The organism is Mucilaginibacter pedocola (genome assembly GCF_002013915.1).
Taxonomy (GTDB): Bacteria; Bacteroidota; Bacteroidia; order Sphingobacteriales; family Sphingobacteriaceae; genus Mucilaginibacter; species Mucilaginibacter pedocola.
In genome coordinates this window covers 60,474-83,341 of the sequence record NZ_MBTF01000007.1, presented here as the reverse complement: position 1 = coordinate 83,341, position 22,868 = coordinate 60,474, and the positions used below count along the sequence as shown (strand labels likewise).

23 protein-coding genes and 1 riboswitch are annotated in these 22,868 nt (G+C 46.2%); of the genes, 12 read left to right on the top strand and 11 right to left on the bottom strand.

The window, feature by feature from the left end:
• Nucleotides 1-89: 89 nt before the first annotated feature.
• Nucleotides 90-2,258 carry a sensor histidine kinase gene (locus BC343_RS10070; protein WP_078347657.1) on the top strand — a complete coding sequence of 723 codons (2,169 nt, stop codon included), beginning with the start codon at nt 90-92 and terminating at the stop codon, nt 2,256-2,258.
• Nucleotides 2,259-2,774: 516 nt separating this feature from the next.
• Here the strand turns inward: BC343_RS10070 and BC343_RS10065 are convergent.
• Genes BC343_RS10065 through BC343_RS10050 form a run of 4 tightly spaced genes read right to left on the bottom strand, consistent with a single transcriptional unit; the run spans nt 2,775 to nt 5,455 of the window.
• Nucleotides 2,775-3,035: a Trm112 family protein gene (locus BC343_RS10065; protein WP_078347656.1), complete on the bottom strand. Its 261-nt coding sequence runs from the start codon at nt 3,033-3,035 to the stop codon at nt 2,775-2,777.
• Nucleotides 3,036-3,037: 2 nt separating this feature from the next.
• The gene (locus BC343_RS10060; RefSeq protein WP_078347725.1) at nt 3,038-3,685 is read right to left on the bottom strand and encodes a thiamine phosphate synthase; all 648 of its coding nucleotides are present in this window, start codon (nt 3,683-3,685) and stop codon (nt 3,038-3,040) included.
• Complete coding sequence (locus tag BC343_RS10055; protein ID WP_078347655.1) at nt 3,682-4,725, bottom strand: AIR synthase-related protein; 1,044 nt, start codon at nt 4,723-4,725, stop codon at nt 3,682-3,684. The genes BC343_RS10060 and BC343_RS10055 overlap by 4 nt, the downstream gene beginning before the upstream one ends.
• A gap of 10 nt (nt 4,726-4,735) precedes the next feature.
• The gene (locus BC343_RS10050) at nt 4,736-5,455 is read right to left on the bottom strand and encodes a class I SAM-dependent methyltransferase (protein ID WP_078347654.1); all 720 of its coding nucleotides are present in this window, start codon (nt 5,453-5,455) and stop codon (nt 4,736-4,738) included.
• Between the two features lie 101 nt (nt 5,456-5,556).
• Nucleotides 5,557-5,657, bottom strand: a riboswitch (TPP riboswitch).
• A gap of 536 nt (nt 5,658-6,193) precedes the next feature.
• Here BC343_RS10050 and BC343_RS10045 point away from each other — a divergent pair.
• Both BC343_RS10045 and BC343_RS10040 read left to right on the top strand, forming a co-directional pair.
• Nucleotides 6,194-7,885, top strand: coding sequence for an FAD/NAD(P)-binding protein (locus BC343_RS10045; RefSeq protein WP_078347653.1), 1,692 nt, complete (start codon nt 6,194-6,196; stop codon nt 7,883-7,885).
• A 271-nt stretch (nt 7,886-8,156) separates the two neighbouring features.
• The gene (locus BC343_RS10040; protein WP_078347652.1) at nt 8,157-8,666 is read left to right on the top strand and encodes a DUF892 family protein; all 510 of its coding nucleotides are present in this window, start codon (nt 8,157-8,159) and stop codon (nt 8,664-8,666) included.
• 137 nt (nt 8,667-8,803) lie between these two features.
• Here the strand turns inward: BC343_RS10040 and BC343_RS31960 are convergent, their stop codons facing one another.
• Nucleotides 8,804-9,022: a helix-turn-helix domain-containing protein gene (locus tag BC343_RS31960; protein ID WP_143822134.1), complete on the bottom strand. Its 219-nt coding sequence runs from the start codon at nt 9,020-9,022 to the stop codon at nt 8,804-8,806.
• 189 nt (nt 9,023-9,211) lie between these two features.
• On the opposite strand from BC343_RS31960, the gene BC343_RS10030 reads away from it, so the two are divergent.
• Nucleotides 9,212-9,448, top strand: coding sequence for a hypothetical protein (locus BC343_RS10030; protein WP_078347650.1), 237 nt, complete (start codon nt 9,212-9,214; stop codon nt 9,446-9,448).
• A gap of 112 nt (nt 9,449-9,560) precedes the next feature.
• Here the strand turns inward: BC343_RS10030 and BC343_RS10025 are convergent, their stop codons facing one another.
• From BC343_RS10025 to BC343_RS10005, 5 genes are all read right to left on the bottom strand, one after another.
• Nucleotides 9,561-9,947: an ATP-binding protein gene (locus tag BC343_RS10025; protein ID WP_078347649.1), complete on the bottom strand. Its 387-nt coding sequence runs from the start codon at nt 9,945-9,947 to the stop codon at nt 9,561-9,563.
• 227 nt (nt 9,948-10,174) lie between these two features.
• Nucleotides 10,175-10,789, bottom strand: a complete 615-nt coding sequence (locus BC343_RS10020; protein WP_078347648.1) for an SOS response-associated peptidase — start codon at nt 10,787-10,789, stop codon at nt 10,175-10,177.
• Between the two features lie 81 nt (nt 10,790-10,870).
• Nucleotides 10,871-11,293, bottom strand: coding sequence for a hypothetical protein (locus tag BC343_RS10015; RefSeq protein ID WP_078347647.1), 423 nt, complete (start codon nt 11,291-11,293; stop codon nt 10,871-10,873).
• Nucleotides 11,290-12,543, bottom strand: a complete 1,254-nt coding sequence (locus BC343_RS10010; RefSeq protein WP_078347646.1) for a Y-family DNA polymerase — start codon at nt 12,541-12,543, stop codon at nt 11,290-11,292. Before BC343_RS10010 ends, BC343_RS10015 begins: the two co-directional genes overlap by 4 nt.
• A complete protein-coding gene (locus BC343_RS10005; protein WP_078347645.1) occupies nt 12,527-12,976 on the bottom strand; it encodes a LexA family protein in 450 nt (149 codons plus the stop codon). The genes BC343_RS10010 and BC343_RS10005 overlap by 17 nt, the downstream gene beginning before the upstream one ends.
• Nucleotides 12,977-13,090: 114 nt before the next feature.
• Between BC343_RS10005 and BC343_RS10000 the strand changes: the two genes are divergently transcribed.
• The 8 genes from BC343_RS10000 (at nt 13,091) to BC343_RS31955 (ending at nt 21,632) form a co-directional block, all read left to right on the top strand.
• Nucleotides 13,091-14,905 (top strand): alpha-amylase family glycosyl hydrolase, encoded by a 1,815-nt coding sequence (locus tag BC343_RS10000; RefSeq protein WP_078347644.1) that lies wholly within the window; start codon nt 13,091-13,093, stop codon nt 14,903-14,905.
• 189 nt (nt 14,906-15,094) lie between these two features.
• Complete coding sequence (locus tag BC343_RS09995; RefSeq protein ID WP_078347643.1) at nt 15,095-15,319, top strand: helix-turn-helix domain-containing protein; 225 nt, start codon at nt 15,095-15,097, stop codon at nt 15,317-15,319.
• 13 nt (nt 15,320-15,332) lie between these two features.
• Nucleotides 15,333-15,614: a hypothetical protein gene (locus tag BC343_RS09990; RefSeq protein WP_078347642.1), complete on the top strand. Its 282-nt coding sequence runs from the start codon at nt 15,333-15,335 to the stop codon at nt 15,612-15,614.
• Nucleotides 15,615-15,664: 50 nt separating this feature from the next.
• Nucleotides 15,665-16,969, top strand: coding sequence for a paraquat-inducible protein A (locus BC343_RS09985; RefSeq protein WP_238381740.1), 1,305 nt, complete (start codon nt 15,665-15,667; stop codon nt 16,967-16,969).
• Nucleotides 16,970-18,259 carry a paraquat-inducible protein A gene (locus BC343_RS09980; protein WP_078347641.1) on the top strand — a complete coding sequence of 430 codons (1,290 nt, stop codon included), beginning with the start codon at nt 16,970-16,972 and terminating at the stop codon, nt 18,257-18,259. It abuts the gene before it with no gap.
• 459 nt (nt 18,260-18,718) lie between these two features.
• Nucleotides 18,719-18,940 (top strand): helix-turn-helix transcriptional regulator, encoded by a 222-nt coding sequence (locus BC343_RS09975; RefSeq protein WP_078347640.1) that lies wholly within the window; start codon nt 18,719-18,721, stop codon nt 18,938-18,940.
• 707 nt (nt 18,941-19,647) lie between these two features.
• Nucleotides 19,648-20,001 carry a hypothetical protein gene (locus BC343_RS09965; protein WP_078347638.1) on the top strand — a complete coding sequence of 118 codons (354 nt, stop codon included), beginning with the start codon at nt 19,648-19,650 and terminating at the stop codon, nt 19,999-20,001.
• 1,409 nt (nt 20,002-21,410) lie between these two features.
• Nucleotides 21,411-21,632, top strand: a complete 222-nt coding sequence (locus BC343_RS31955; protein ID WP_078347636.1) for a helix-turn-helix domain-containing protein — start codon at nt 21,411-21,413, stop codon at nt 21,630-21,632.
• Nucleotides 21,633-21,728: 96 nt separating this feature from the next.
• On the opposite strand, the gene BC343_RS09950 is transcribed toward BC343_RS31955, so the two are convergent.
• Nucleotides 21,729-22,868, bottom strand: a complete 1,140-nt coding sequence (locus BC343_RS09950) for an alpha/beta hydrolase (protein ID WP_238381739.1) — start codon at nt 22,866-22,868, stop codon at nt 21,729-21,731.

The following is a 22,868-nucleotide window of genomic DNA, read 5'->3' as shown; positions in this document are numbered from 1 at the left end:
ACCAGAGGCCTTTTGATCACAACTTTATCAATTCAAATTTGTCAAAACTAGTAATATTAACGTTTGTATTTTGTTTCCTTGCCAACACTATGGCTTTCGGCCAACATGGTATACCGAAGGAGGTAAATAGCCTCTATGTACAGCTAAAGGCCAGCCAGGCTGACACGAGTCGCGTTAATCTATTGGTTTCGATCGGCCGGTATTATAATTTCACTTCCGGAAAACTTGACCGTCAAAAAGATTCGGCCTTGTTATGTGCTCTTCAAGCATATCGTATAAGCCGGTCGCTCAAATATTCCAGAGGAATAGGGTTAAGTTTATTGGAAATAGCACGTTATCGAAGGCAACATCAACAACCTGATCAAAGCAAAACCCTGATCGATCAGGCCATAAGCATATTGCATGCTGCTCATTTGGCAAGGGATGAGGCCGAGGCCTGGTTAATTAAAGAAGAACTGTATATAGCTACGGGTGGCCAGGATATCCATGTACGAATAGCTTATTATGATAAAGCTATAGCACTTTTCAGGGAGTCGCATTCCACGGACCGCCTTGCAGATGCTTTAAAGATCTTGGGTGATTATTACCAGCTTCTGGATAAATTTGACCAGTCCCTTGCTGCGCTCAAAGAATCGTTGGCCTTGTACAAAGAAACGAAATACACGGCATTGCAGGGATTATATGACCTCATCGCGTTCGTATCCAGCCAAAAAGGCGACTATGAAACCGGATTGCGGTACGGCTTATCTGCTTTGAAAACGGCGAGGGCTAATCAGGATACAACCCTGCAGCTTTGTACGATCATCAATCGCATCGCTTTTACTTATAGTGCTTTAAAGCTCCATAGCCAGGCAGAACCTTACTATCAGCAGGCACTGGACATTGCGGCAAAGTATAAAGATACCGCCAGCGTTGTTACTATTCTTATCGGCGATGTATCGGCATTGCTTTCCATGCACAAGCCAACCGATGCCATCCGTCAATTAAATTATTATTCCCAAAGATTCCCGACAAAAGATAAAAGAGACCGGGTGCTGATAATGGCTTCTTATTTGAACGCCTATGTCGTAGGCAAACAATTGGATAAGGCAGGGCCGGTATGTAGAAAAATACAGGAATTGTCCGAGGCGTTAAAACTTGATGACACCTCGGTACAACTCGCGCTTATCAGGTATTTTATCGCTACAAAGCAGGTGAAGGACGCCCGCATAAATTTGGAAAAATATAAGGTTATTCAAAAGAAGGTTATAGCCGGCAAAATAACTTATTATCTGTATGCCTATAAAGTCGATTCCTTAGCGGGCAATTTTTCAGACGCCCTAAATGACCATTTGTTATATACACGCCTTAAAGATTCTTTATTTACCATTAAAAAGAATCAGCAAATTCAAGAAATTAAGATCCAATATGAATCCGAGCAGCAACATAATGACATCCGAGCTTTGCAGAAAGATGCGCAGGTACAAGAAGAGAAAGTGAGGCAGGCCAATTTGATCCGGAATATCACTGAAGCAGGCCTCGCCGCTACGCTGATACTGATGTTAATGCTGGGGTATAGTTACCGCGTGAATAAAAAAAATGCCCAGGCCATAGATCATAACAATACATTACTTAAAAAACTGGTTGTTGAAAAAGAATGGCTGGTTAAGGAGATACATCACCGTGTTAAAAATAATTTACAGGTAGTGACGGGGCTTTTGCAAAGGCAATCAGCCTACATAAATAACGACCAGGCCCTTGCCGCTATTCAGAATAGCGAAAACCGGATGCATGCCATTGCTCTTATCCATCAAAAATTATATCAGTCAGAAAGCCTGGACCTGATCAGCATGCCTGAATATATCGATGAAATGACCCGTTTTTTAGCAGATAGCTGTGGAATAGAGAACCGTATCGTTTTTGAAAAATATGTGGAACCGATCAGCCTGGATGTAGCACAAGCTGTTCCGCTTGGCCTCATCCTGAATGAGGCCGTGACCAATGCGATCAAATACGCCTACAAAGCAGATGAAACAGGCACGATATACATTACCCTGGTCAAAATCGAAAATGACAGTAATCAATTGACGATAGCAGATAATGGGCCCGGCTTTCCGGCAAGCCTGGATCTTAAACAAGCCGACAGCATGGGGCTTAACCTGATTCGCGGTTTGTGCAAGCAATTAGGCGCAAGGCTGGAGTTCAGCAATGAACAAGGATGCACCATGAATATTACATTTGAAACAGAAAGGTTTGGTGAGGCTACCGATCAAGAATAAAAATGAATATTCTGTTTTAAAGCTAAGGAGCCAATAAAAGCAACGCAACATTAAGAAATGGTACTTGCGGCAGGATACCCTGCGCGGCACTCGTTGTTACGAGAAACTCAAAAATCACAGCATAGCGGCCTTCAATTTTAACCAGGCTATAGAAAGTATTTTTCATCGCCCTCATCAGGGCCTTGTTAGGCTATAAAAATAAGCGTGTATAACCCAATTAGGATGCTGCGTATCTCGCTGCTGTTTACCAACCAGGTAAAATGAGGTATTGCACTGGAAACTACGGAAGGCGCGCAGCTTTTTGAAACACTACGGTCGGCCTACAGCCATTCGCGGTATATGAGCAGCTTTGAAGTGGACGAACAAACGGTGGAGAAGCTGGATGCTTTGGCGGTGAGCGTGTTAAATGCAGCGCAGGAAGTGTATGATACATTACAGTGGGTTTAGATCAACATTTTGTTTAGTAACCTGTGAACTGTTTCGATTGAACTCATTGATGTATTTGGCGATGGAACTTTATTCCGGTAGTAACTTTAGAGGGTCGATCTGATACTCCAGTTGCCAGCGCTCGATAACCGGTTGTTCAAGGCTGAGCTGGCGGTACTCATCCGGAGCCATGATAGGCACGCCATAAACGATCGGGTATTTGCGCTGGCAGGTAACACAGCTTAGTATGCCTTCCATAACATTTTGTTCAAGGTCCTGGGCAAGGATCTGTAATTGTAATTCCTGCTTGTCGAACGGACAGCAAAGTTTTTCTATCGTTTTTAGTTTCATAATTATTGGATCATCGTGTTTAAAGCGTCCTGGTAAAGTTTAACTTTCCCGTATGGGTCAGCATGGCTCATAACGCCGGATATGACAGCTACCCCGTCAAAAGGCGTTAGCAGGCGAAGTGAAAGGATATTTTCAGGTGTCATGCCACCCGAAACGAATAAGGGCAAAGTGGTGACCTCCCGGGCTTCTTTTACCGTTGAGGGCGTCACGATATCACAGCTCCCTGCGGATGGTGAAGGAAACATAGCACAAAAAGAAATATAATCCATTCCATTCGCGGCGGCCCACCTCACCACCTCTAAATCGCCTGAACAAGTGATGCCGGTTGCAAAAGGCCTCCCAACGATCTTTTTGATATCGTTTAAATTTGAAGGGATCTGGTCAAAATGCACCCCATCGAGGTCCGGTAGGCCGATCAATAACTCCCAGTCATTATCGATCAGTAAAGGAACGCCATAAGCCCGGCAAAGGTTGGCAATTGCACTTATGCAGGATCGCTTGTCAGCCCCGGGTGGCCAGTTACCCCACAACTGCACGGCGTTCACGCCGGCTTTCAATGCCTTGCCCAACCTTGACAGCAATAAGTCCCTGTCCATTGACGGATCGATCACCAGGTATACCCCGCCGGTAATTTTTAGGTTCGTTTTCATTTCCATCCCAATTTTAAGGCCCGGAAAAAGGCTGCCCAGTATGGATCTTTTTCATAATAAGGCAATTCCTCTTTTTGCCCGGCAGTTATCAGTGATCGTCCGGCCGCTTTTTCCGTGAATTCACCGATCACGGTGGCTTTGATGTTTTTGGCAGAGAGGGCGTTCAATACTTTGCCCTCGCCGCCTCTTTTGGCCGCAATGACCATTGAACCGGCACCGATGCAAGATCTTTGATCGATACCGAACAAACCGGCCACCTGCTGCTGAGCATGGCCAACAGGCAAGGATTCGTTATAAATGCTGACACCCAAGCCTGATGCAACAGCCATTTCGTAAACTGCGCCAAGGACACCACCTTCTGTTACATCGTGCATGGCGCTGGCCTCGCCGGTCGCTGCCGCGGTAATTCCATCGGGCAGTGACGAGGTTTGGTAAAACAGTTCGCTGCATTGATCATAGGCTTCTTTACCTAAACGATCGTTGACTGTTCGCGGAAAACTCAGGGCGAGGATCGCGGCTGCCGACAACGCACATTCTTTAGTGACAATGACTACATCACCCAGCTTTGCACTGCTGCTGATCAAAATTTCGTTCAGCGGCGCGGTAAGCAGCATCGTGCCCCCACCGGCGATCGTAGAGTTTTGCCCTTCGATACTTCCGGTATGGCCGCCGGTAATGGCCACCCCTATCGTTTTGCAATAGCGATGGACATATTCCCAATAGGTGGTGAGATCCCGGCTCGTCAAGGTGGTAGGTAAATTGAGGACCATTTGGGCATACATCGGTGAATGCCCCGTGGTAGCCATATCATTTGCCATAAGATGTACCGATAGCCAGGCCGATTCGGCTAAACCTAATGAAGGGATCAAGGACAGCGGGTCACTTGTCATCGCCAGGCCCATACCGCTGCCGATATCCACAACGGATACATCAACGCCAAATGCAGGCCCCTGGGTGACGTTCGGCCTGTCAAAACCCAGGCGCGGCAAGATAAGTTCATCGAACCCTCCGCCGGATATTTTTCCTGAAAACTGAGACATAACCAGCGGATCAGTCGTTGAATTTAACATACAAGCCAAAGAAGTCCCCCACCGGTACGCTCCATTGTTGTACAGGGAACCACTTTGGCAAGCCGGTACAGGTCCATTCCAGGCTATAATTCCTTCCCTTTAATGCCTCGTTTATCTTTTGGATAAGTAAGTTCGGTGTGTAGAAGGTAGCGGTCACATAAAAAGGATTTTTACCGAATAGCTGTTGCACCCGCCGGCGCAATACTTTTGGTGAATTCCGGTTCATCATACCAAAGGCGATACCGCGGCGTGCTACCCGCGCTGCTTCCCTGATCACCTGCACAGGATCCCGGTAATATTCAAAAGTGGTAATGAAGGCGACCGTATCGAAGCTATTGTCCTTGAAAGGCATGTAATGAGAATCCGCATTGGCCAGGCCGCCTTTAAATAGGTGCACCGCCTGGCCCAGCATGAATGGTGACAGGTCAGCTCCCGTGGCCTCGATGCCGATCTCGTGCCACCACCGGGTAAAACGGGCCGTCCCGCAACCGAACTCCAACAGTTCTTTTACTTCAGGATCTTTGGCGAGTAATTGCGCCATAACTTTTTTCTGCCAGACCTCCGCACGTTTGTACCGGCCTTCATACCATTGCTCATAAGTGTCGGTGTGTTCGCGGTTGAAGAACCATTCTTTGCGCCCCTGCCAGTTGGCCAGGCTTTGGGTCATCAGGCCAAAATCGCCTTGCTTTTTCAATTCCATTTTCAATAGGTGTTAAATGTAAAAACCTTGCTTCCAGGCTACGGCAGGGTAGCAGGAACAAGGCTTTTTCCTATTGAACGGACAGCATAAGCTGTCAATAGACAAGACCGGCCATGCATCCCTACGCCGGTATTATCCGTATCAGGTTTTTCGGGTATCATCTCAGCCTTGCTTTTCAGCAAAAGCACCCCGTGCAATTATGACGGCAAGGTAATTCTAATTTTCGAGGAAATTGCTATCCAGCATTAAAATGCAAAACCTTCTCCCTACCCGAATACCGCGGACATCTAGATGAATGGTTCCGGGAAGCTTCATAAGCCCTCCATATGGCAGAACGTATGGACCCCGCCGAGGCCATCAGAACGACGATCGGCCTCTTTCACAATAGTTCCCAAAGCCCTGTGTAGCAAAATCCGGCATACGATGAATATTTTTTTGAACAATGGCAATTACCCAATACGCATGTTCAGGGCACTCCGAAAATTGGCACAATTTTAATTGTAAGAAAAAAAGTTAATTAATTATTTATTTACATTTAAAATTTAACATCATGCCTACTGCAAAAAAAACATCAGAAAAATCAGAAGCACCAAAAAAAACAACTGCCGCCAAAAAAACCGGCACCGAAACTAAAAGCAAATCTTCACCTAAGAAGTAAGCGCAGCAAAAGCCTCTCAAGAGGCTTTCGCTTTTATATTGCATATATGACAACCATTACCTTAAAAACCAATACTCACTATGACTGAACTGCGCATCGCCCTGGTCGGCGGTGGCCCGAGTGCCTTGTTCATGTACAAACGCCTGATAGAAAGTAATTACCCCGGGCATCTTGTAGTTGATATTTACGAAAGAACGGATACGCTGGGCAGCGGGATGCCCTATAGCCACAATGGTGCTGCCGACGAGCATGTAACCAACGTTTCGGGCAACGAGATACCCGAACTGGCCGGCGGCGTCGCCGAATGGGTGAAAAAAGCCCCTCGTGATACACTGGACAAGTACCACATCGACCCTGACCGTTTCAATGATTATAAAGTATTGCCCCGTTTGCTTTTCGGGCAGTACCTCGCGTCCCAGTTCAAAACCTTGCTACACCAGGGCCGGGTCAAGGGCATCGTCACCAAGGTATTATTTAATACCGAGGTGAGCGATATTCAAGACCTGCCTGAAAAAGAATGCGTTGTTGTGGTTACAGCCGAGGGCCGACAGGAATATGACCGGGCCGTTATTTGCACAGGGCACCACTGGCCCAGAAAACACGAAGGGAAACTCGCCGGTTGGTTCGATTCGCCTTATCCACCCGAGAAAATCGCTGAACAGGCAAATCATCCGGTCGCGGTCCGCGGCGCTTCGCTGACGGCAATCGACGCGATCAAGACGCTGGCGCGGCATAATGGCCGGTTCGAAAAGGATGATGAAGGCATCCTGCATTTTTATGCGGCCCCGGGCAGTGAGAACTTTAAGATCGTGATGCATACCCGAAATGGTTTGCTCCCCGCTGTACGTTTCCACCTGGAAGACACCCACCTCGGTAAAGACAGCATATTGTCTCCCAAACAGATAGAAGCTAACCGCCGGCTAAATGGTGGCTTCTTATCGCTGGACTACGTTTTCGAAGAAAATTTTAAAAAAGGTATCCGCGAACATGACACGGCCTGTTATGAAGAGATCAGGGGGATGAACATGGAGGCTTTTGTGGAATACATGATGGCCAAGCGGGAGGCCCGTGACCCTTTTGAATTACTGAAAGCAGAGTATGCGGAAGCACAGAGATCCATTGAAAAACGCCGTTCGGTATATTGGAAAGAAATGCTGGCCATCCTGAGTTTTGCCATGAACTACCCTGCTAAATACTTTTCGGCGGAAGATATGCTGCGGCTGCAAAAGACGCTCATGCCGCTCATATCTGTGGTGATCGCTTTCGTACCGCAAAGCTCTGTAGAAACATTGCTGGCCCTGCATTCCGCCGGAAAACTGGAAATGGTGATGGTAGATGCAAATGAAGAGCCGGAGCCTGCTGAGAACGGCGGGGCAAATTATGCCGAAGTACACTACCCGGTATTCATCGACTGTATCGGGCAGCCGCATATCTCTTTTGGCCATATTCCTTTCGAAGGCCTGCGTGATGCCGGCGCCCCTGCCAGGCTGGCTTTCCGGGACCCGAATGCCGGGCGGGAATTGCTCAAAGACGGAGACCAGCGGATAACGGAGGATGGACAGGGCAATTGTTACCTCACTGTTCCCGGCTTAGCCATTAACGGCCACTTCCAATTAATGGATGAGTTCAATGGCCTTAACGAACGAATTTACGTTATGGCGGTGCCTTTCATTGCCGGTTTTAACCCGGACTACTCGGGCCTGGATTTTGGCGAGGCAGCCTCGGGTAAGATAATAGAGCGGTTACTCGGTATGAAAACAGAACCCGCATAGCCCGTGAGTGGCCTGATGGCAAAATACTGTGAAAGGTAGAGCCTCAAACAATTTTATTCCTAATAGTGTTAAACATAGGGGAGCATAAGCAGGTACTTGAAAACAGTATCTGGAAAGCCCCGGGAATTTTATAGCCCGGGGCTTTATCTTTATATAGCTTTAGTGTGGAGCTTTGGCCATTGACACGACGGATAAGGCCTGCCGGGGAAATGGCGGCCTATGTACTTACAAGGCCTTTAAACAAAACCCGGCTGTTCGAGGTTCTCTTTACATGGAAAATAACAGCCGCAACCCCCTGATGGTCTTAAGCGAGGAAGAACTCCGCAAATTTTTTGTCTCCCACCTGAACCGTATCTATTGCGCTAAAAGCCAGTTGGTGGAAAAGCTGCCGCAATTGCAAAGCCGCTCCCACTACCTGGACCTCCAGCAGGCGATCAGTGAAACGGTCGAGGTTGTAAGATCGCAGATCAAGCGCATGCAGGAGGTTTATATTAGATTGGATGCATTTTATCAGCCGGAAAGCTGCGTGGGCCTGATCGGGATGCTGGACGAAGCTTTTCAATCGGCCGGGTCCCCCGGTGAAAGCGTTGGGCTGCGCGACCTATCCATATTGTTTTACATGCATAATATAGAGAGCATCGAAACTGCCTCCTTCGAAACCATGCTGCGCGTTGCGGATCATTTGCCCGATAAGGCAGTTGTACAGTTACTGATAGAATGCTACGATGAAGCAAAAGAGGACAAGGAGCTGTTCCGGCAGATCACCGAAAACTATTTGTAGAACCAGGCACTGCCTATGTCTACACAAGAAATTGACTAAGTTACAAAATAAAGGCCCCGATGCTATCGCAGCTGCAGGGCCTTTGACTGTCCCTTTTGAAGGGCTCCCCATTTATTTGAGTTCGCAAAGATATGCTTTTACGATGGTAAACATGGCTTAAGCAGCTCTTGGGTATCGGCCTTCAAAATTAGGCAAATAGCAAAAAACCGGAAAAGAGTTATGCTGGTGTATCCTAACTCCAACTTACTATAGGCATTCTGTGATAAGCCCAACTCGCCGGCGACATACTCCTGCGAATAATTTAATTGCAACCTGCGCTCGCGTATCGCCTTGGCGATCGCAACCTCGTCATACATAATATTTGATTCTTTTAGTTTTCTTGAATGCAGCAAAATAAAAGCCCCGCCACTCTCGCAGCTGCAGGGCATTCACTTAAACCTTATCGTAATTAACTGGTAAAAACATACCAGTAATAGAAACCGCAAGGTATGAATTGAAAATTCATACTAACAATATTTTCTTTAATTTTAAGCGATTATCTTAAAATGAAAGAAAGCGCGCAAAAGAACGAACCGCTATCCGGGCCTGATGCTGAGATACGGTGGCTAAAAACAAAATATGAAGAGTTCGCCCGGCAGCAAGCTTTCATCTTGGCCTGGCTAAGGAAAAATCATCCCGAGGTTTTCAAGGAAATGATCAAAGCAAGTGAAGAGAATGACCTAGAATATATCCGGAGGTCGGTGAAAGAATTCAGCGATAAATTATCACAGCATTTTGAATGATAGCGAATGCACTGAAAGAAGCTTTAGTGGTAATAATACCCCGGGATATTTTACGCTGTAGAGAAATTACCACAATATATGGCGGTTATGGCCCAGATGTCCGATTTACGTGTCACCCTTGTTTAACGATGGTAACGATGGTGCCTGATCCTGATGTTGTTTTAATATGAAATTCATCGCATAATTGCTTTGCATTAGATAACCCCAACCCCGCATTTCCAATCGTTGAAAATCCTTTTACCATAGCCAGGTCCACATTATCGATGCCGGGCCCTTTATCCTCAAACACCATCAAGATCCCCTTCGAACCACCTGAAAGAGTACTCACGTACACAAGTCCACCCTTCGCAAAACTGATCATATTATTGACTAATTCGCTGGCGGCCGTCAATAGTTGGGTTTGTTTGAGCGTGGGCATTTTAAGCGCGGCCGATAAAGCTAAAACCTCTTTGCTGACTTCCTGAAAATCGAACCGCTGTTGAACGGGAATGATGCGCATGTTTTGTTGTTTCTGAAAATAATTTGCTGACGCCCGACTATCGAAATTGCCGTAAATGCTTCGACTTGCAGCACAGCCATCTTAACAAAAAATGTGCCGTTCGGAAAGATCTTTGCCTCGTAAATATCTTGGCCTGATGCTAAGCATCAACAGTTGGAAATTGTACTACGGCCTTATAACACTGGAAGATCATAAACGATAATAAAATCCTCCGCGTATAACTCACATTAACCGCCTTTATGGCCTTTATGCAGGCTGATGTTCAAACTTTCTGCCGGGCAGGGATGGCCCTTTAAAAAGCTCACGCGCTCGGGGCCTGAGAGGTGCGGGTTTATCCAATGCTTAATATTTGCCCGCTCTAGTATCGCGGGCATACGGTCGTGGATCTCAGCTGCCGTTCGGTTCGGTGGCATGGTGATCATCACAAAGGTCGGCAATAAAATATTCGTTTTTACATCCAGCCAGTGCTCCCACAATCCAGCGATGTAAAATGGTTTACCATCGGTTCGCTCGATCTTGTACGTGCGCTCTTCTTGGCGATTGTATTCAAAATACGCCTGTATGCGAATAACGCAATGTTTGCGCCCGACGCGCTCACGCCACAAGCCGACGGTGAAGAGCGACTCGACCCGTGCATGTTTATTTTTACTGTGGATGTTATTATCATCGGCGGTAAGCAGGCCCCAGCGGAATTCCTGAACCTTGTCAGGCAATGCATCAGTGACCACGGGTAGCATACTACCCGGGTTTCCCGACGCACTGTTTTTTGCAGTGTAAGCACTGCCATCGCGCTTAATGATCTTAATATCCTTTTGCTCCCCTATTTCAACGTGTCCGCACATAATCTTAGTAAACGAACAAAAATACTAATTATTTTAGTAATTAATAAAATTTCCTGGTAGTAAATTACTGACGGTGGGCATTCAAAATTTATTAAACCAGTCCTGGTCTTTTTTATTCAGCGGTGATAGCTTACTGTTATCATAGGCCTCGCTAATAAAGAACGTTTTCCAATGGCTGACTTCTGAGATCATATGCCGGACGGTAATCGTGATGGTTATATCCTCACGCCCTGAAGTTTTAAGGGTTTTGTATATAACGCCGCAAACCTTGCGGACAAATTCGTCAATATGCTTTTTCTTTTCTTCAGGCGGGTAGAAAGTAGCCTTATAATAATCGATCTCAAAACGCCGCAGGTCGATGGAAAGCCCGCGCTGGGGGTCGACCTCGAATAGAAATTCCAGTTCGCGTTTCGTGATCTTGTGTAATAGTTTGGGGTTATTCCAAACCCAATCCATCAAATCTTTTTTCAGTAAATCATTAAAGCGGCCGGTGCTGTAACTCATTTTGCCACGATAATTTCTTTCCAATTCGTCGTATACCGCTTACTTAAAAATTCCTGTTTCATCGCCCATTTGCGCTCGAAGCTATCTGCCGCCAAGCGCAGTGTTCCGCGTCCATAGCGGTCATTGAGGCTATCCATCAATTCCGATAATTGCTGTTCTTTACTGTGCCCGTAATCGCAAAACATATTATACTGCACTTCGCCGGCGGGAATGATGCCAGTCGCCCTGACGCCCGTTTTAAGGTAATTGTATCCGGGCTGCCATATCGCTCTGATCGCCTGAACAGCAATTCGTGTTAACTGATGGTTACTGTTAGCTGCAAAAGGCACTTTAACCGTAATGCTCGGGTAATGCTGGTCGTGTGTAATATTATGTTTGTTGGTGCGCAGGTAGATCGTTAATTGCAGCGCCATGCTTTTCTGTTGCCGCAGTTTTAAGGCGACGGTCGCCGCGTGCATGGAGATGGCTTCTTCAACAGCACTCAATTCGGTTTGATAGGTATTAAAACTTTGGCTGCTTTCGATACCCTTAGAACGCTCGGCAACGTCTTTAATAACATTGCAGGGTTTCCCCCAAAGTTCCTGGTGTAAACGCCAGCCCTGGACGGTCATGTGCTGGCGGACAAGGTCAGCTTTCAGTTCACGGAAATCGTGCGCGGTCTTAATGCCAAGTTCGGTAAGTTTGTTGAAATACTGCAGGCCGACACCCCATACATCTTCGATGGGAAAATCTTTAACGACTGCTTTTATCTTTTCTTCATTAGCCAGCACCATATAGGGACGCTTCTGCTTCTTGGCGGCTTTATTGGCAAGCTTGGCCAATGCCATAGTTGGGGCAACTCCTACGGTAATGGGTAGCCCGGTAAACCGCATCACGTTTTCACTGATCGCGTTGGTGTGTTTTTCCAGGTCGATGCTTTGAATATTACCTAATGCTAAAAAAGCTTCGTCGATGCTGTAGACCATCAGCATATAAGTGAACCGTGCAAGGTTATTCATGAGCCTTGCGCTCATATCGGCATAAAGCGGGTAATTGCTGCTGAAAATAACGGCGTTGTTTTCTTTGAGGTTTTGCCGCACCATAAACTCCGCGTCTGCCATTTTGATGCCGATGGCTTTCGCCTCGTTGCTTCGGGCAATAACGCAGCCGTCATTATTCGACAGGACGACCACGACGCGGCCTTCAAGCGCAGGATCGAATAAACGCTCGCAGCTCACATAGCAGTTATTGATATCAACATGCGCAAACACGGCCGTACCTCCCTGTTCGGTGCTGTGGCTGTAACACAGGATTCAACGTAAGCATCACGACACCCCAGCAAACCCAGTGTTCGCCATCTGCAATATTGATGGTATCCTCTTGTTTATCTGCTTTAAGCAAAAGCCTGCTTTGCTGAGGCTGGTACTCGCGGACGTAAAAGCTACCTTCGTGGAAAAATGCCACTATGCTGCCCGTGACCGGCTTTAATGTGCGGTCGATAACAAGCACATGCCCTTCTTCGATGCAGTGCCCGCGCATTGCATCGCTTCCCATCCGCATATAAAAAGTATTATCGGGATCGATAACGATGATCTCCGATATATCGAGTTCTGGTTCTTCATGCGTAAGCATAGGCAACCTGAACCCTAATACATCTCTTTTCTGCCGGTGTTTCTTCAATCGCAACATATCTGCCCCCTTCATTTAGCGCATCAAAAATAAAATAGAATTTTCATAAATTACTAATATTTTTAGCATTTTGTAAAAATGGCGGCCGGGCCTAAACAATTTATCGCCGGATCTCTTTTATAGCTCGATATGGAAACTAATACTTTACCTCCGCAGAATAAAGCCGCCGGAATGGGCGCGGTAATAACTGATAATGGCACTCACTTCAGGGTTTGGGCACCGAACGCCGAAGCCGTATTTGTGGCCGGAAGCTTTAATGATTTTGATACGCAGGCGTGTCCGCTTGAAAATGAAGGCAACGGATACTGGGCGGGATATGCTGAAAATGCCAAAGCCGGCGACGAATATAAATTCTTTCTGAAAACGCCTTCCGGGGAGTTTTTTCGTAATGATCCTTATGCCCGGCAAATGACCAATTCTGCGGGTAACGGGGTGATCTACGACAGCGGCAGCTTCGACTGGGGAGACGTGGAATATAACATGCCGTCCTGGAACAAACTGGTCATCTATGAACTACACGTAGGCACTTTCAATGTAAAGGAAAAAGGTAAACCCGGTGATCTCTATGGCGTGATCGAAAAGTTGCCCTATCTGAAAGAAATGGGGGTCAATGCGATCGAGGTCATGCCGCCATTTGAGTTTCCGGGCGGTTTTTCCTGGGGCTACAACCCTTCGCAACCATTTGCGATAGAGTCGGAATATGGCGGCCCCGATGCTTTTAAGAACTTGGTGAAGGCCGCACATGAATTAGGCATTGCCGTGATCCTGGATGTAGTTTATAACCATTTCGGCCCCAGTGACCTTGACCTTTGGCAATTTGACGGCTGGTCAGAAAATGGTAAAGGCGGGATCTATTTTTATAATGACTGGCGATCTGAAACGCCCTGGGGAGACACCCGGCCGGATTATGGCCGCGGTGAGGTCCGCCAGTACCTGCGTGATAATGCCATGATGTGGCTCGAGGAATACCGGGTAGACGGCCTGCGTATGGATATGATCCCTTATATCCGTAATGTACATGCTGATGAAAGCCCGGATAGCATGCTGGAAGATGGCATGAGTTTATTGCGTTGGATCAATAAGGAGATCGCTGAAAAGTTCCCCTGGAAATTGACGATCGCGGAAGACCTGCACGGGCTGGACGAGATTACGAACAGCGTCGAGGATGGCGGGTTAGGTTTCGGTGCTCAATGGGATGGGGATTTTGTCCATCCTGTACGCAAGGCCATCATTACCCCGGACGACGGCGGCCGTGATATGTTCGCCATGGAAGCCGCGCTCATCAGGCGTTATAGCGGCGATCCTTTTCACCGGATCGTATACACGGAAAGCCATGACGAGGTAGCCAATGGTCAAGCAAGGGTGGCCGAAGAGATTGCTGATGGCGATGTCAATAATTACTACTCCAAAAAGCGTGCTGCGCTCGGAATGGCGATGGTTTTGACCGCGCCGGGTATTCCCATGATCTTCCAGGGCCACGAACTGCTGGAGGATCAGTGGTTCTCGGATACCGATCCGATCGACTGGAACCGAAAAAAAGATTTTAATGGTTTTGTAAATTTACACCGCGATCTTATCCGTTTACGGTTGAATTATGATGGGCACACAGAAGGTTTAAGCGGGAAGCATTCAGAAGTGATCCGGGTAGATAATGACAAGAAGGCCCTGGCCTACCAGCGTTGGCAGGAAGGCGGCCCGGGAGATACTACCGTGATCGTCCTGAATTTTTCGGGACAGGTTTATGAGGACTATCGTATCGGTATGCCTGCGCCGGGGCTTTGGAAGGTACGGTTCAATAGTGACTGGAGAGGGTATGACGAGGAATTTGGCGATCTTAAAGCTTTTGACACAGAAGCGGAGGAATTGGAATGCGATGGTTATGCTGCTTCTGCCAAGATCAACATAGGAGCTTATTCAGCGGTCATTTTGTCGCAGGATAAGTAGTGCAAGTTTCTTGTAATGCCCTGGCAGATCGCCGGGGCTTATGCATAAATAGTATTACTGGAACAGCTGAAAGAATTTTAGATGAGCACTTCTCTTATGTGGGACCTGGGGGGTATCTGTGGCCATAATTAAAATTTATTATGCCTTAAAATATCATAAATAATTTATGAATGGTATTTTTACGATATCATGAAAGAAGAACTGATCTTTGCATCATTAGGTAACAGGTTAAGAGAACTGCGCGTGGAAAAAAATTTAATGCCGCGCGACCTTGCCGAAGCGATCGGTGAACCCGAAACCGAGATCATTAAACTCGAGGCCGGGTTAAAGGCCCCAACGTTAACTGACCTGGTATTGCTTACCAAACGGCTTGGCGTCACCCTTTCCCATTTATTCGAAGGCTTAAATATATAGTAAGATCAATATCATGCGAAGAGAGGATATCGCTTCAACGTTGCGTGAGCTAAGCACGTTACTAAATTCAATTGCGGATGATGTTGCTGAACTTAGGTCGCAACCTGTGGTTGACAGATCTGCCTTGCTGCAACTTATTGTCTTACAAATGCAAACAGAATCCTTTATCAGAGTGCTGTTGAAGTTCTACTGCAAGGGAGACGCCCATCTGACAGATATCATGGACCGGGGCTTTTTCGAGATCGAATTAACGCAGATGATCAAAAGCGCAGGCGTTCGTATGGAATGCCAATGATCAAGGATCATCTAAAACAATTTGGGTTGCGCTGAAGTTCTATACCCACTTTGGCCCTGCAGAAAAAATATACCGCAAAACTGGCCCTGATCTTAGGGCTGCTGATGCTCCTGTCCTGCGAGGGGTACTTCGGCCTACAATTACACCAACTCTCCGCAAAACAGGAACAAACCAAAGCAGACCACTCCAGCGTAAACAGCATTACCTTGGGCCTTTTATCGGTAGACCAATGGCAGGATAAGGTCGCGGCCATTGTCAACCACCAGGTCAAGCACTTTAAACTTAGCGCAAAGCAAAAGCGCCAGCTCCAAACCGAGGTGGAAGAGGTTATCTACGCCCTCATCACGAAGGCCGAAGCCATGGCCAACCAAAAGCCGCAAAGCCTGAAAGGAAAGATCAGGAAATTCGCCGTAAAAACCTTTGTAAAAACGGACCGGATAAAAGCCCGGGTACCCCAATTTGCGAAAACCATTATTGCTAAGGTAGATAACCCCCAACAAAAGAACCAGCTCAGCAATTTGGCCATGGCCAAGTTCAAAGAGGCGCAGCATAGCAAAACCATTGACAGCACCCTGCAGGTAAAGTATACGTTATTAGATGGCATGTATAAAAAATACCAGGTTAACAACGTCAATGAACTGAATCATAAGCTGGCTAAAGACCTGGAAGATGTCAACATATTGATGTACCGCTATTGCTTTGGAATGCTCGCCTGTATATTGGTTGTACTGACGCTGTGGTGGGTTTTGCGTAAACGTACCGCATTGCATGGCACGCTTTTCATCCTATCGCTGCTTTTCGCCTTTATTTTATTGGCCGTGGGGCTAAGTGCATCCATGATAGAGGTAGATTGCCGCATCCAAACACTCGATTTTGTACTGTTAGGCGAACTGGTATCTTTCAAAGATCAGGTCTTGTTCTACGAAAGTAAAAGTATCCTTGGCGTTGTGGAAGTATTGATAAAGCAGCCCGCGGCAGATTCCATTGCGGTTGGCATACTGATCTTAACATTCAGCATCTTATTCCCCATTACCAAGCTGGCGTCCACGGGTATCCACCTGTTAAGTAAACGGAAGATCGCCGAAAACCGGATCATCAAATATTTCGCGTTCCAGTCCGGCAAATGGAGTATGGCCGATGTGATCGTCATCGCCATCCTGATGGTTTTTATCGGGCTGAACGGCTTGCTCGACAGCCAACTGGCATTGCTGAACATCAAGAGCGATTCGCTTACCATCATTACCACGAACAATACAGCGCTGCAGCCGGGCTACATTATCTTCATCAGCTTTGTATTATATGGCCTGGTGCTGTCGACCATACTCAAATATATCACCTCGCACGATGCACATTAAATGAAACCTACTGCCGCAAATATCTTACTCGTTGCCGGGCTCAGCATTTTGCTCGTAGGTACATGCTGGGCGGGCTTGCGCTTGCACAGGCTTGCCTTGCAGCGCGAAAACATCAAAGAAGACTACAGCTTATCCAACAGCGTAACTTTCGGCCTGTTCTCGGTGGACCAATGGCGCGACCGGGTATCGGAAGTCATTGGCGGGGAGATCGACGATTACCATATCACGCCGAAACAGCGTAAGGCTATGCAGGCAGCTGTGGAAAAGCAGCTTCATGGCTTGGTAAGCGAAACCGTGGCCGAGATCAATAAACCTCAAAAAGGGCTATTGAACAAGCTGAAGAAGATCGCTTTCAACGCGCTGGCAGATTCCGCCGAAATACAGGCGCAAGTAAAGCCCTTTGCGAAAACGATCGTCACGAAAGTGAGCAGCCCGAAAAGCGAAGCAAGGCTAAAATCTATAGCCAGCAGTAAGTTTCACCAACTGGAAGCACAAACGTATGACAGCACGAGGGTGGCCAATTACACCGTCACGCAATATATTTATAAAAAATACCGGGTCTCGGATCCTATCACTTTTAATAAAAAGATCAACGATGAGCTCGCCGGCATCCATACGCGGTCTAAGCAGTCGGTGATCTGCATGCTGGGATGCGTTTTGGCAGCACTATTACTTTGGTTCGCCCTGCGAAAACAAGTCCACCTGCAAACGATGCTGTTTATATTCGCACTACTATTTGCCTTGGTGCTGCTTATCATAGGGAGCATCCTCCCGGTGATCGAGGTGGATGCGCGCATCGAAAGCCTGGACCTTTTGCTGATGGGCGAAAAGGTAAATTTTCAGAACCAGGTGTTATTTTATCAAAGTAAAAGTATCGTAGGCATCGTGGGCACGTTAATGGGGCAGGAAAAGCCCGATGCGGTCGTCATCGGCTCCCTGGTGATGCTGTTCATTTTAATTTTGCCGCTCGTCAGGCTGATCGCTAAAGGCGTTTATATCCTATGCCCTAAAACCATTGCCGGCCACCCGGCAATGCGCTACCTGACTTTTGAGACCGCCAAATGGGATATGGCGGATGTGATGATCGTCGGGATGCTGATGACGTACATCGGCTTGAACGGCATCCTGAAGAGCCAGTTATCCGCGTTAAACTTTCATACGCCATCGTTGAACGTGGTAACCGCTAACGGCAGTTCCCTGCAAGCCGGTTTTTTCATATTTGCGGGTTATGTGGCCTTTGCCTCTCTCCTCTCCTTCATCTTAAAGAAGATTACTCCTCACGAAAACTAGGGTACCATCCATCGTATTTTGTTACAGTGGCGGCATTGGTAACGCTTTATGGGCAGCCAAAAAAACACCACCCGCACCAGTATCGGCAAGTCCAGTTCCCTGTAACTTGCCAACGGCTTGATCCCGCAGCTACAAGCCGTAAAAACGTTCGTTTTGGAATATAACTTAACCATTGTTGCGGCTTCCTATCCTCCAACTGACCCGGTCGCAATGGTAACATTTGTAGCGCCTGAGCGGTAGCCACCAAAAAAGGAATTTGACAATGGCAGGGCGTGGTGCCCTGATCCAGTGGGAGGTGCCGCAAATGCACGGTTTACCGGCCGTTTTCGTTGTGGGGGTCGAAGTCATAAGCAGAAGTATAAGAATTAAAGCCTCTCTTCTCTATTACGGCAAACTGGTTATTCAAATATAGCTAAATATTATAAAAGGTTTGATAGTTTTAGGCTTTAATTTTAACTAATGGGCAAACAGGGCGATTCACAAACCATTGGCAACAGGATCAAAGAGCTGAGGAAAGAAAAAGGTATGTCCCAGATGGAATTAGCTGAAAGCAGCAAATTGGATGTGCTGACGGTCATCGAATTGGAAAGCGGTAAGTCCGAACCTACTGTCGGAGAGTTGATCGCCATTGCCAAAACGCTGGACATGGCCATGCCGGAATTATTCCGGGGCGTTGTTTGATCACTGACATCCTTTTTTTGCCGCAAAATTCAAACCGCTGAGGCATATTTACGTTTGACACTTATCTAAGCAATTCATTTTTATGCTGTTTCAAATAATGTTGGATGGCCACCAATTGAACTTCACGTTAACGACATTGATCAATATAGATAATGACAAGATCTTCTTTTTCGTCCAGATAATGGGAGGTGGCTCCATCTTGCTGGAGAAACGCAATCCCCGGGGAAAATGGTTCATTCTTAAAGGGGCGCTATCAGACGAAAGATTGAAGCAATCCATTTGTGATAAGCTTGACAACACAAGTTTTGCAACGCTCTATCAAAATGTCCTGCCTATGGACGAGTTCAAATTCGAATTCTAACCCATTTTATAACAGGATCATAAACCGAACATATTATTACATAATATATTCACTCCATACCAATATCCATTAACAAACTCTGCTTTAACGTGGAATGGAAAACAAACTATATTTTTCAATGTTATTATAATACATTTCATTAGGAAATAAGATTTTTTGATCCAGAGCCCCGGAACTGCGAGAGTGCCGGGGCTTTACTCCTGTGATTAGTTTAATTCTCACACAACTTTGTCCGCACCCGGTCGTTCAATGCCATTTTCCCGGCATTAATTTACCATACGCTCCAAGCAGTTTTCTTTTAATTAAAAAAATTAAAACCATTTTTAATCCGGAGCCTTGTAGATGCATGGAGAATGCAATAAATGAGGCACTTAAGCAGGGAAACGCCGGAATTGAACGCCATTTTTATGACGCTTTCAAAAGTAAAGCGCAAAATGCCCGTTTAGCGGAAGTCCAGAAAGAGGCATACAAAAACAGGCCGTCAGTTGCAGCGGGGCAACTTATCTTAAGTAAAAAAGAAAGAAAGGCAAGAATTAACCAACGTTATAAGGTGCTGTTGTTCATTGTTCCATTATTTAATTACCTGACGGTTTATCTTTTCCACAAAGGGCTTATGACTTACGCATTTATATGCCTTTGGTCGATGTTATTCAGCGCCTGTTTCCTTATCTGGCGTTCCTATTGGATGGATTTGTGTTGAGTGCTGCCAAACGCTTGGTACCTAAAGGGAATTTGCCGGCTAATTCATACTTTTGTAATAGCTAATATTCAACTCGAAAACAGGCACAAACTTTTCCGCGAAGCGACATCAAGTTAAATATTAAGTAATATTGCAATGAATTCAAATTTAACACTTGTAATGTTCCTGATCAATATACTTGTCCTGGCAGCGCAGATAGCACGTTTTCCAAACCAGCCCACGAAATAACCATTACACGATATACTTTGCTCCTATCGCCATATTGATTACAGGGTCGTACAGCTTTTCGATAGCATCATATGAAATGCCGCTATTTCGACGGACGAAGTGAATACCTGGTTGTAAGGCATTTTGTACAGAAGATCTTTTTGACGGGAAGGTAACTCAAAATAGTCCTCCCGATCAAATTTCTTTTAAGCAGGTATGGCGAAGGTGTTTTGCACTTCCAGCATATTATTCCGGTATTTTCTTCCATGGCGAACAAATACAAGTCGTGGCTTAAGGCTGCATGTAATATTTATAAAATTTTACCGGCAGCAGGACAGGATAGTTTTACCCTAATGAAGGGCCTGGCTGCGTAAACCTCTCGTATTTAAGGAATAATAGGTGATCAAAGCTAAAGAAAAAGGGGAATGAAATACTTGTTAAACTAAATTTTTGTCCCCGAATTTTAACTTCGGTACTATGAAAAGCTACAGTCATTACACAGATAACGATTTTCACGTCAAAGCGTTTAACGAATTGCAACTTCATTTCGGCAATACGATCGTAAAGAACGAGTTTAAAAGGGCATCTTCAATCTTGCCTAACCTTGATCATAACTGTGTGTGTTTTCTTGAAAAAGGGCTTGCGCGATCATACTATATCAATTCTAAAGGCAAACAAATAACCCTCCGTTTTATAGAGGCAGGCAACTTCTTTAACCTTATATTTCCATTTTCGGATCTTTCAGGCCCAAGTTACAATGTACAATTCCTCGAAAGAAGCATTGTCTTTTCTGTAAGTTCACTAAGAACAAAAATTACCTATATAAATAACTTTCAGTTAAATGAACTTGCCAGGCGGTTGATGGAGAAAGAATGGATAGGATCAGATCACAGGTGTAATATTCTACGAATAACCACTGCAAAACAACGCTACAGGGCGTTCTCCGAGATGTCCCCGGAAATCTGTAGGAAAGTTGCCGGCATACACATTGCTTCTTATCTTAATATGGCGCCAGAAACCTTAAGCAGGGTGAGGTCGTCATTGATTTCTTGACAAATATCAAAAGATATTATGACAACATTATTCAAATTTGCGATGAATTGATTAAATGACAGATAGAATCATCACGGTCCTCAAGGTTTCCGTCCGCCAAACCTTTGATATAAAATATCATAATATTTTCAATTATAAACTCACGCTAAATGTTCAACGCAAAAGCATTAGCAATGGCTATCAGGGCCAGGCGGCTTCATCTTAATTATACGCAGGAATATATCGCGTTCCGGTTAAATATGTCGCAAAATGCTTACAGCAAACTTGAGTTAGGGCAAACGGTTGTTTCCGTAAACAGGTTGGTTCAGTTATCAACTATCATGGAAACCGATCTGTATGATCTTTTACAGCCCGCGATAAAGTCGGCGTAAATATTTTTTGCTGATCAATTAATTTTACGGAAATTTCATAAACAAAAACGGCCACCCTCGCAGGCGGCCGTCCCTTCCAGAAATTCAACAACAAATTTATATCCCGAACGCTTTTTTCAGAGCATCCACTGCATACATCTCTGCTTCTTTAGCTTGTGGTACAATGGCTCCCATACCAAAAAACTCGTGGGTCACGCCGTCCCAATTCTTGCTATCCACGGTTACACCGGCGGCCTTTAGTTTATCAACCAGCATCATCCCATCGCTTTGCAGCGGGTCTATCTCAGCAGTGATAACAGTTGTTGGCGGCAAGCCTTTCAGGTTAGCAGCAACTAAATTGATACGCGGATCTTTTCCTTCGGCCATGCTGTTCAGGTAATTCTTCACGAACCACTCCATCATAGGTTTATCCAAAGGCTTTGCAGCAGCGTTTTTTACGTATGATGCCGTTGTCATATCCGACCCGGCTACCGGGTAAACGGCAACAATTGCGGCAGGAAGCATTACTTTGGTATCGCGGGCTTTGATAGCAGTGTTTACGGCCAGATTACCTCCCGCACTTTCGCCAACTACAGCAACCTTTTTAGGATCGCCCTGCCACGAGGCAGCGTTGGCCAACACCCATTTATAGGCGTCAAAAGCATCGTTATGCGCTGTAGGGAATTTACGCTCGGGTGCCAGCCGGTAAGCAACCGATACTACGATCGCATCCGTTTTATCGGCCAATACATTTGCCGAGGCATCGTAAACATCCAGATTGGCAATTACAAAGCCACCACCGTGGTAGTATACAATTACCGGGTACGCGCTTTTACCGGTTTTGGGGATATAAACACGGGCGTGTATGCTGCCGCCGGGTACTGTAATATCTTTACCAACCGTATCAACGTTAAATACCGGCTTTGGCACGTTATTTTCCTTCATCAGGTCCATCACCGCATCGGTTGGCGTATGGTTCTTGCGGGCTTCAACCGCCTTTAGCTGTGGTATCGGTTTATCGCCATAGCTGGCTAATTTTTCTATTACGGCCTGCATCTCAGGTTTGATATCCGGTGCCCAGGCAGGAGCCGGCCCTTTTGGTTTTATCCCGGCACTTTTGGCGGTATCGGCGCTTGGCGCCATTTGGGTGGTATCTGTAGCCAGGCTATCCGACGTGGACGAAGATGAGCTGCTTTTACAAGCTACGGCGCCCATCATGCAAAATAGCGCCGCATAGGTAATTGATCTCTTTTTCAT

Bases quoted from the DNA above. Each gene is read 5' to 3' on its own strand.
- BC343_RS09980 (WP_078347641.1), top strand. From the start codon at position 16,970: ATGAAACCTACTGCCGCAAATATCTTACTCGTTGCCGGGCTCAGCATT.
- BC343_RS10005 (WP_078347645.1), bottom strand. From the start codon at position 12,976: ATGAAGGGGGCAGATATGTTGCGATTGAAGAAACACCGGCAGAAAAGA.
- BC343_RS09965 (WP_078347638.1), top strand. From the start codon at position 19,648: ATGGAGAATGCAATAAATGAGGCACTTAAGCAGGGAAACGCCGGAATT.
- BC343_RS10020 (WP_078347648.1), bottom strand. From the start codon at position 10,789: ATGTGCGGACACGTTGAAATAGGGGAGCAAAAGGATATTAAGATCATT.
- BC343_RS10040 (WP_078347652.1), top strand. From the start codon at position 8,157: ATGGAAAATAACAGCCGCAACCCCCTGATGGTCTTAAGCGAGGAAGAA.
- BC343_RS10025 (WP_078347649.1), bottom strand. From the start codon at position 9,947: ATGCGCATCATTCCCGTTCAACAGCGGTTCGATTTTCAGGAAGTCAGC.
- BC343_RS10055 (WP_078347655.1), bottom strand. From the start codon at position 4,725: ATGTCTCAGTTTTCAGGAAAAATATCCGGCGGAGGGTTCGATGAACTT.
- BC343_RS10070 (WP_078347657.1), top strand. From the start codon at position 90: ATGGCTTTCGGCCAACATGGTATACCGAAGGAGGTAAATAGCCTCTAT.
- BC343_RS09995 (WP_078347643.1), top strand. From the start codon at position 15,095: ATGAAAGAAGAACTGATCTTTGCATCATTAGGTAACAGGTTAAGAGAA.
- BC343_RS09975 (WP_078347640.1), top strand. From the start codon at position 18,719: ATGGGCAAACAGGGCGATTCACAAACCATTGGCAACAGGATCAAAGAG.
- BC343_RS10000 (WP_078347644.1), top strand. From the start codon at position 13,091: ATGGAAACTAATACTTTACCTCCGCAGAATAAAGCCGCCGGAATGGGC.
- BC343_RS31960 (WP_143822134.1), bottom strand. From the start codon at position 9,022: ATGTATGACGAGGTTGCGATCGCCAAGGCGATACGCGAGCGCAGGTTG.
- BC343_RS10050 (WP_078347654.1), bottom strand. From the start codon at position 5,455: ATGGAATTGAAAAAGCAAGGCGATTTTGGCCTGATGACCCAAAGCCTG.
- BC343_RS31955 (WP_078347636.1), top strand. From the start codon at position 21,411: ATGTTCAACGCAAAAGCATTAGCAATGGCTATCAGGGCCAGGCGGCTT.
- BC343_RS09950 (WP_238381739.1), bottom strand. From the start codon at position 22,868: ATGAAAAAGAGATCAATTACCTATGCGGCGCTATTTTGCATGATGGGC.
- BC343_RS10015 (WP_078347647.1), bottom strand. From the start codon at position 11,293: ATGAGTTACAGCACCGGCCGCTTTAATGATTTACTGAAAAAAGATTTG.
- BC343_RS09990 (WP_078347642.1), top strand. From the start codon at position 15,333: ATGCGAAGAGAGGATATCGCTTCAACGTTGCGTGAGCTAAGCACGTTA.
- BC343_RS10045 (WP_078347653.1), top strand. From the start codon at position 6,194: ATGACTGAACTGCGCATCGCCCTGGTCGGCGGTGGCCCGAGTGCCTTG.
- BC343_RS10065 (WP_078347656.1), bottom strand. From the start codon at position 3,035: ATGAAACTAAAAACGATAGAAAAACTTTGCTGTCCGTTCGACAAGCAG.
- BC343_RS10060 (WP_078347725.1), bottom strand. From the start codon at position 3,685: ATGAAAACGAACCTAAAAATTACCGGCGGGGTATACCTGGTGATCGAT.
- BC343_RS10030 (WP_078347650.1), top strand. From the start codon at position 9,212: ATGAAAGAAAGCGCGCAAAAGAACGAACCGCTATCCGGGCCTGATGCT.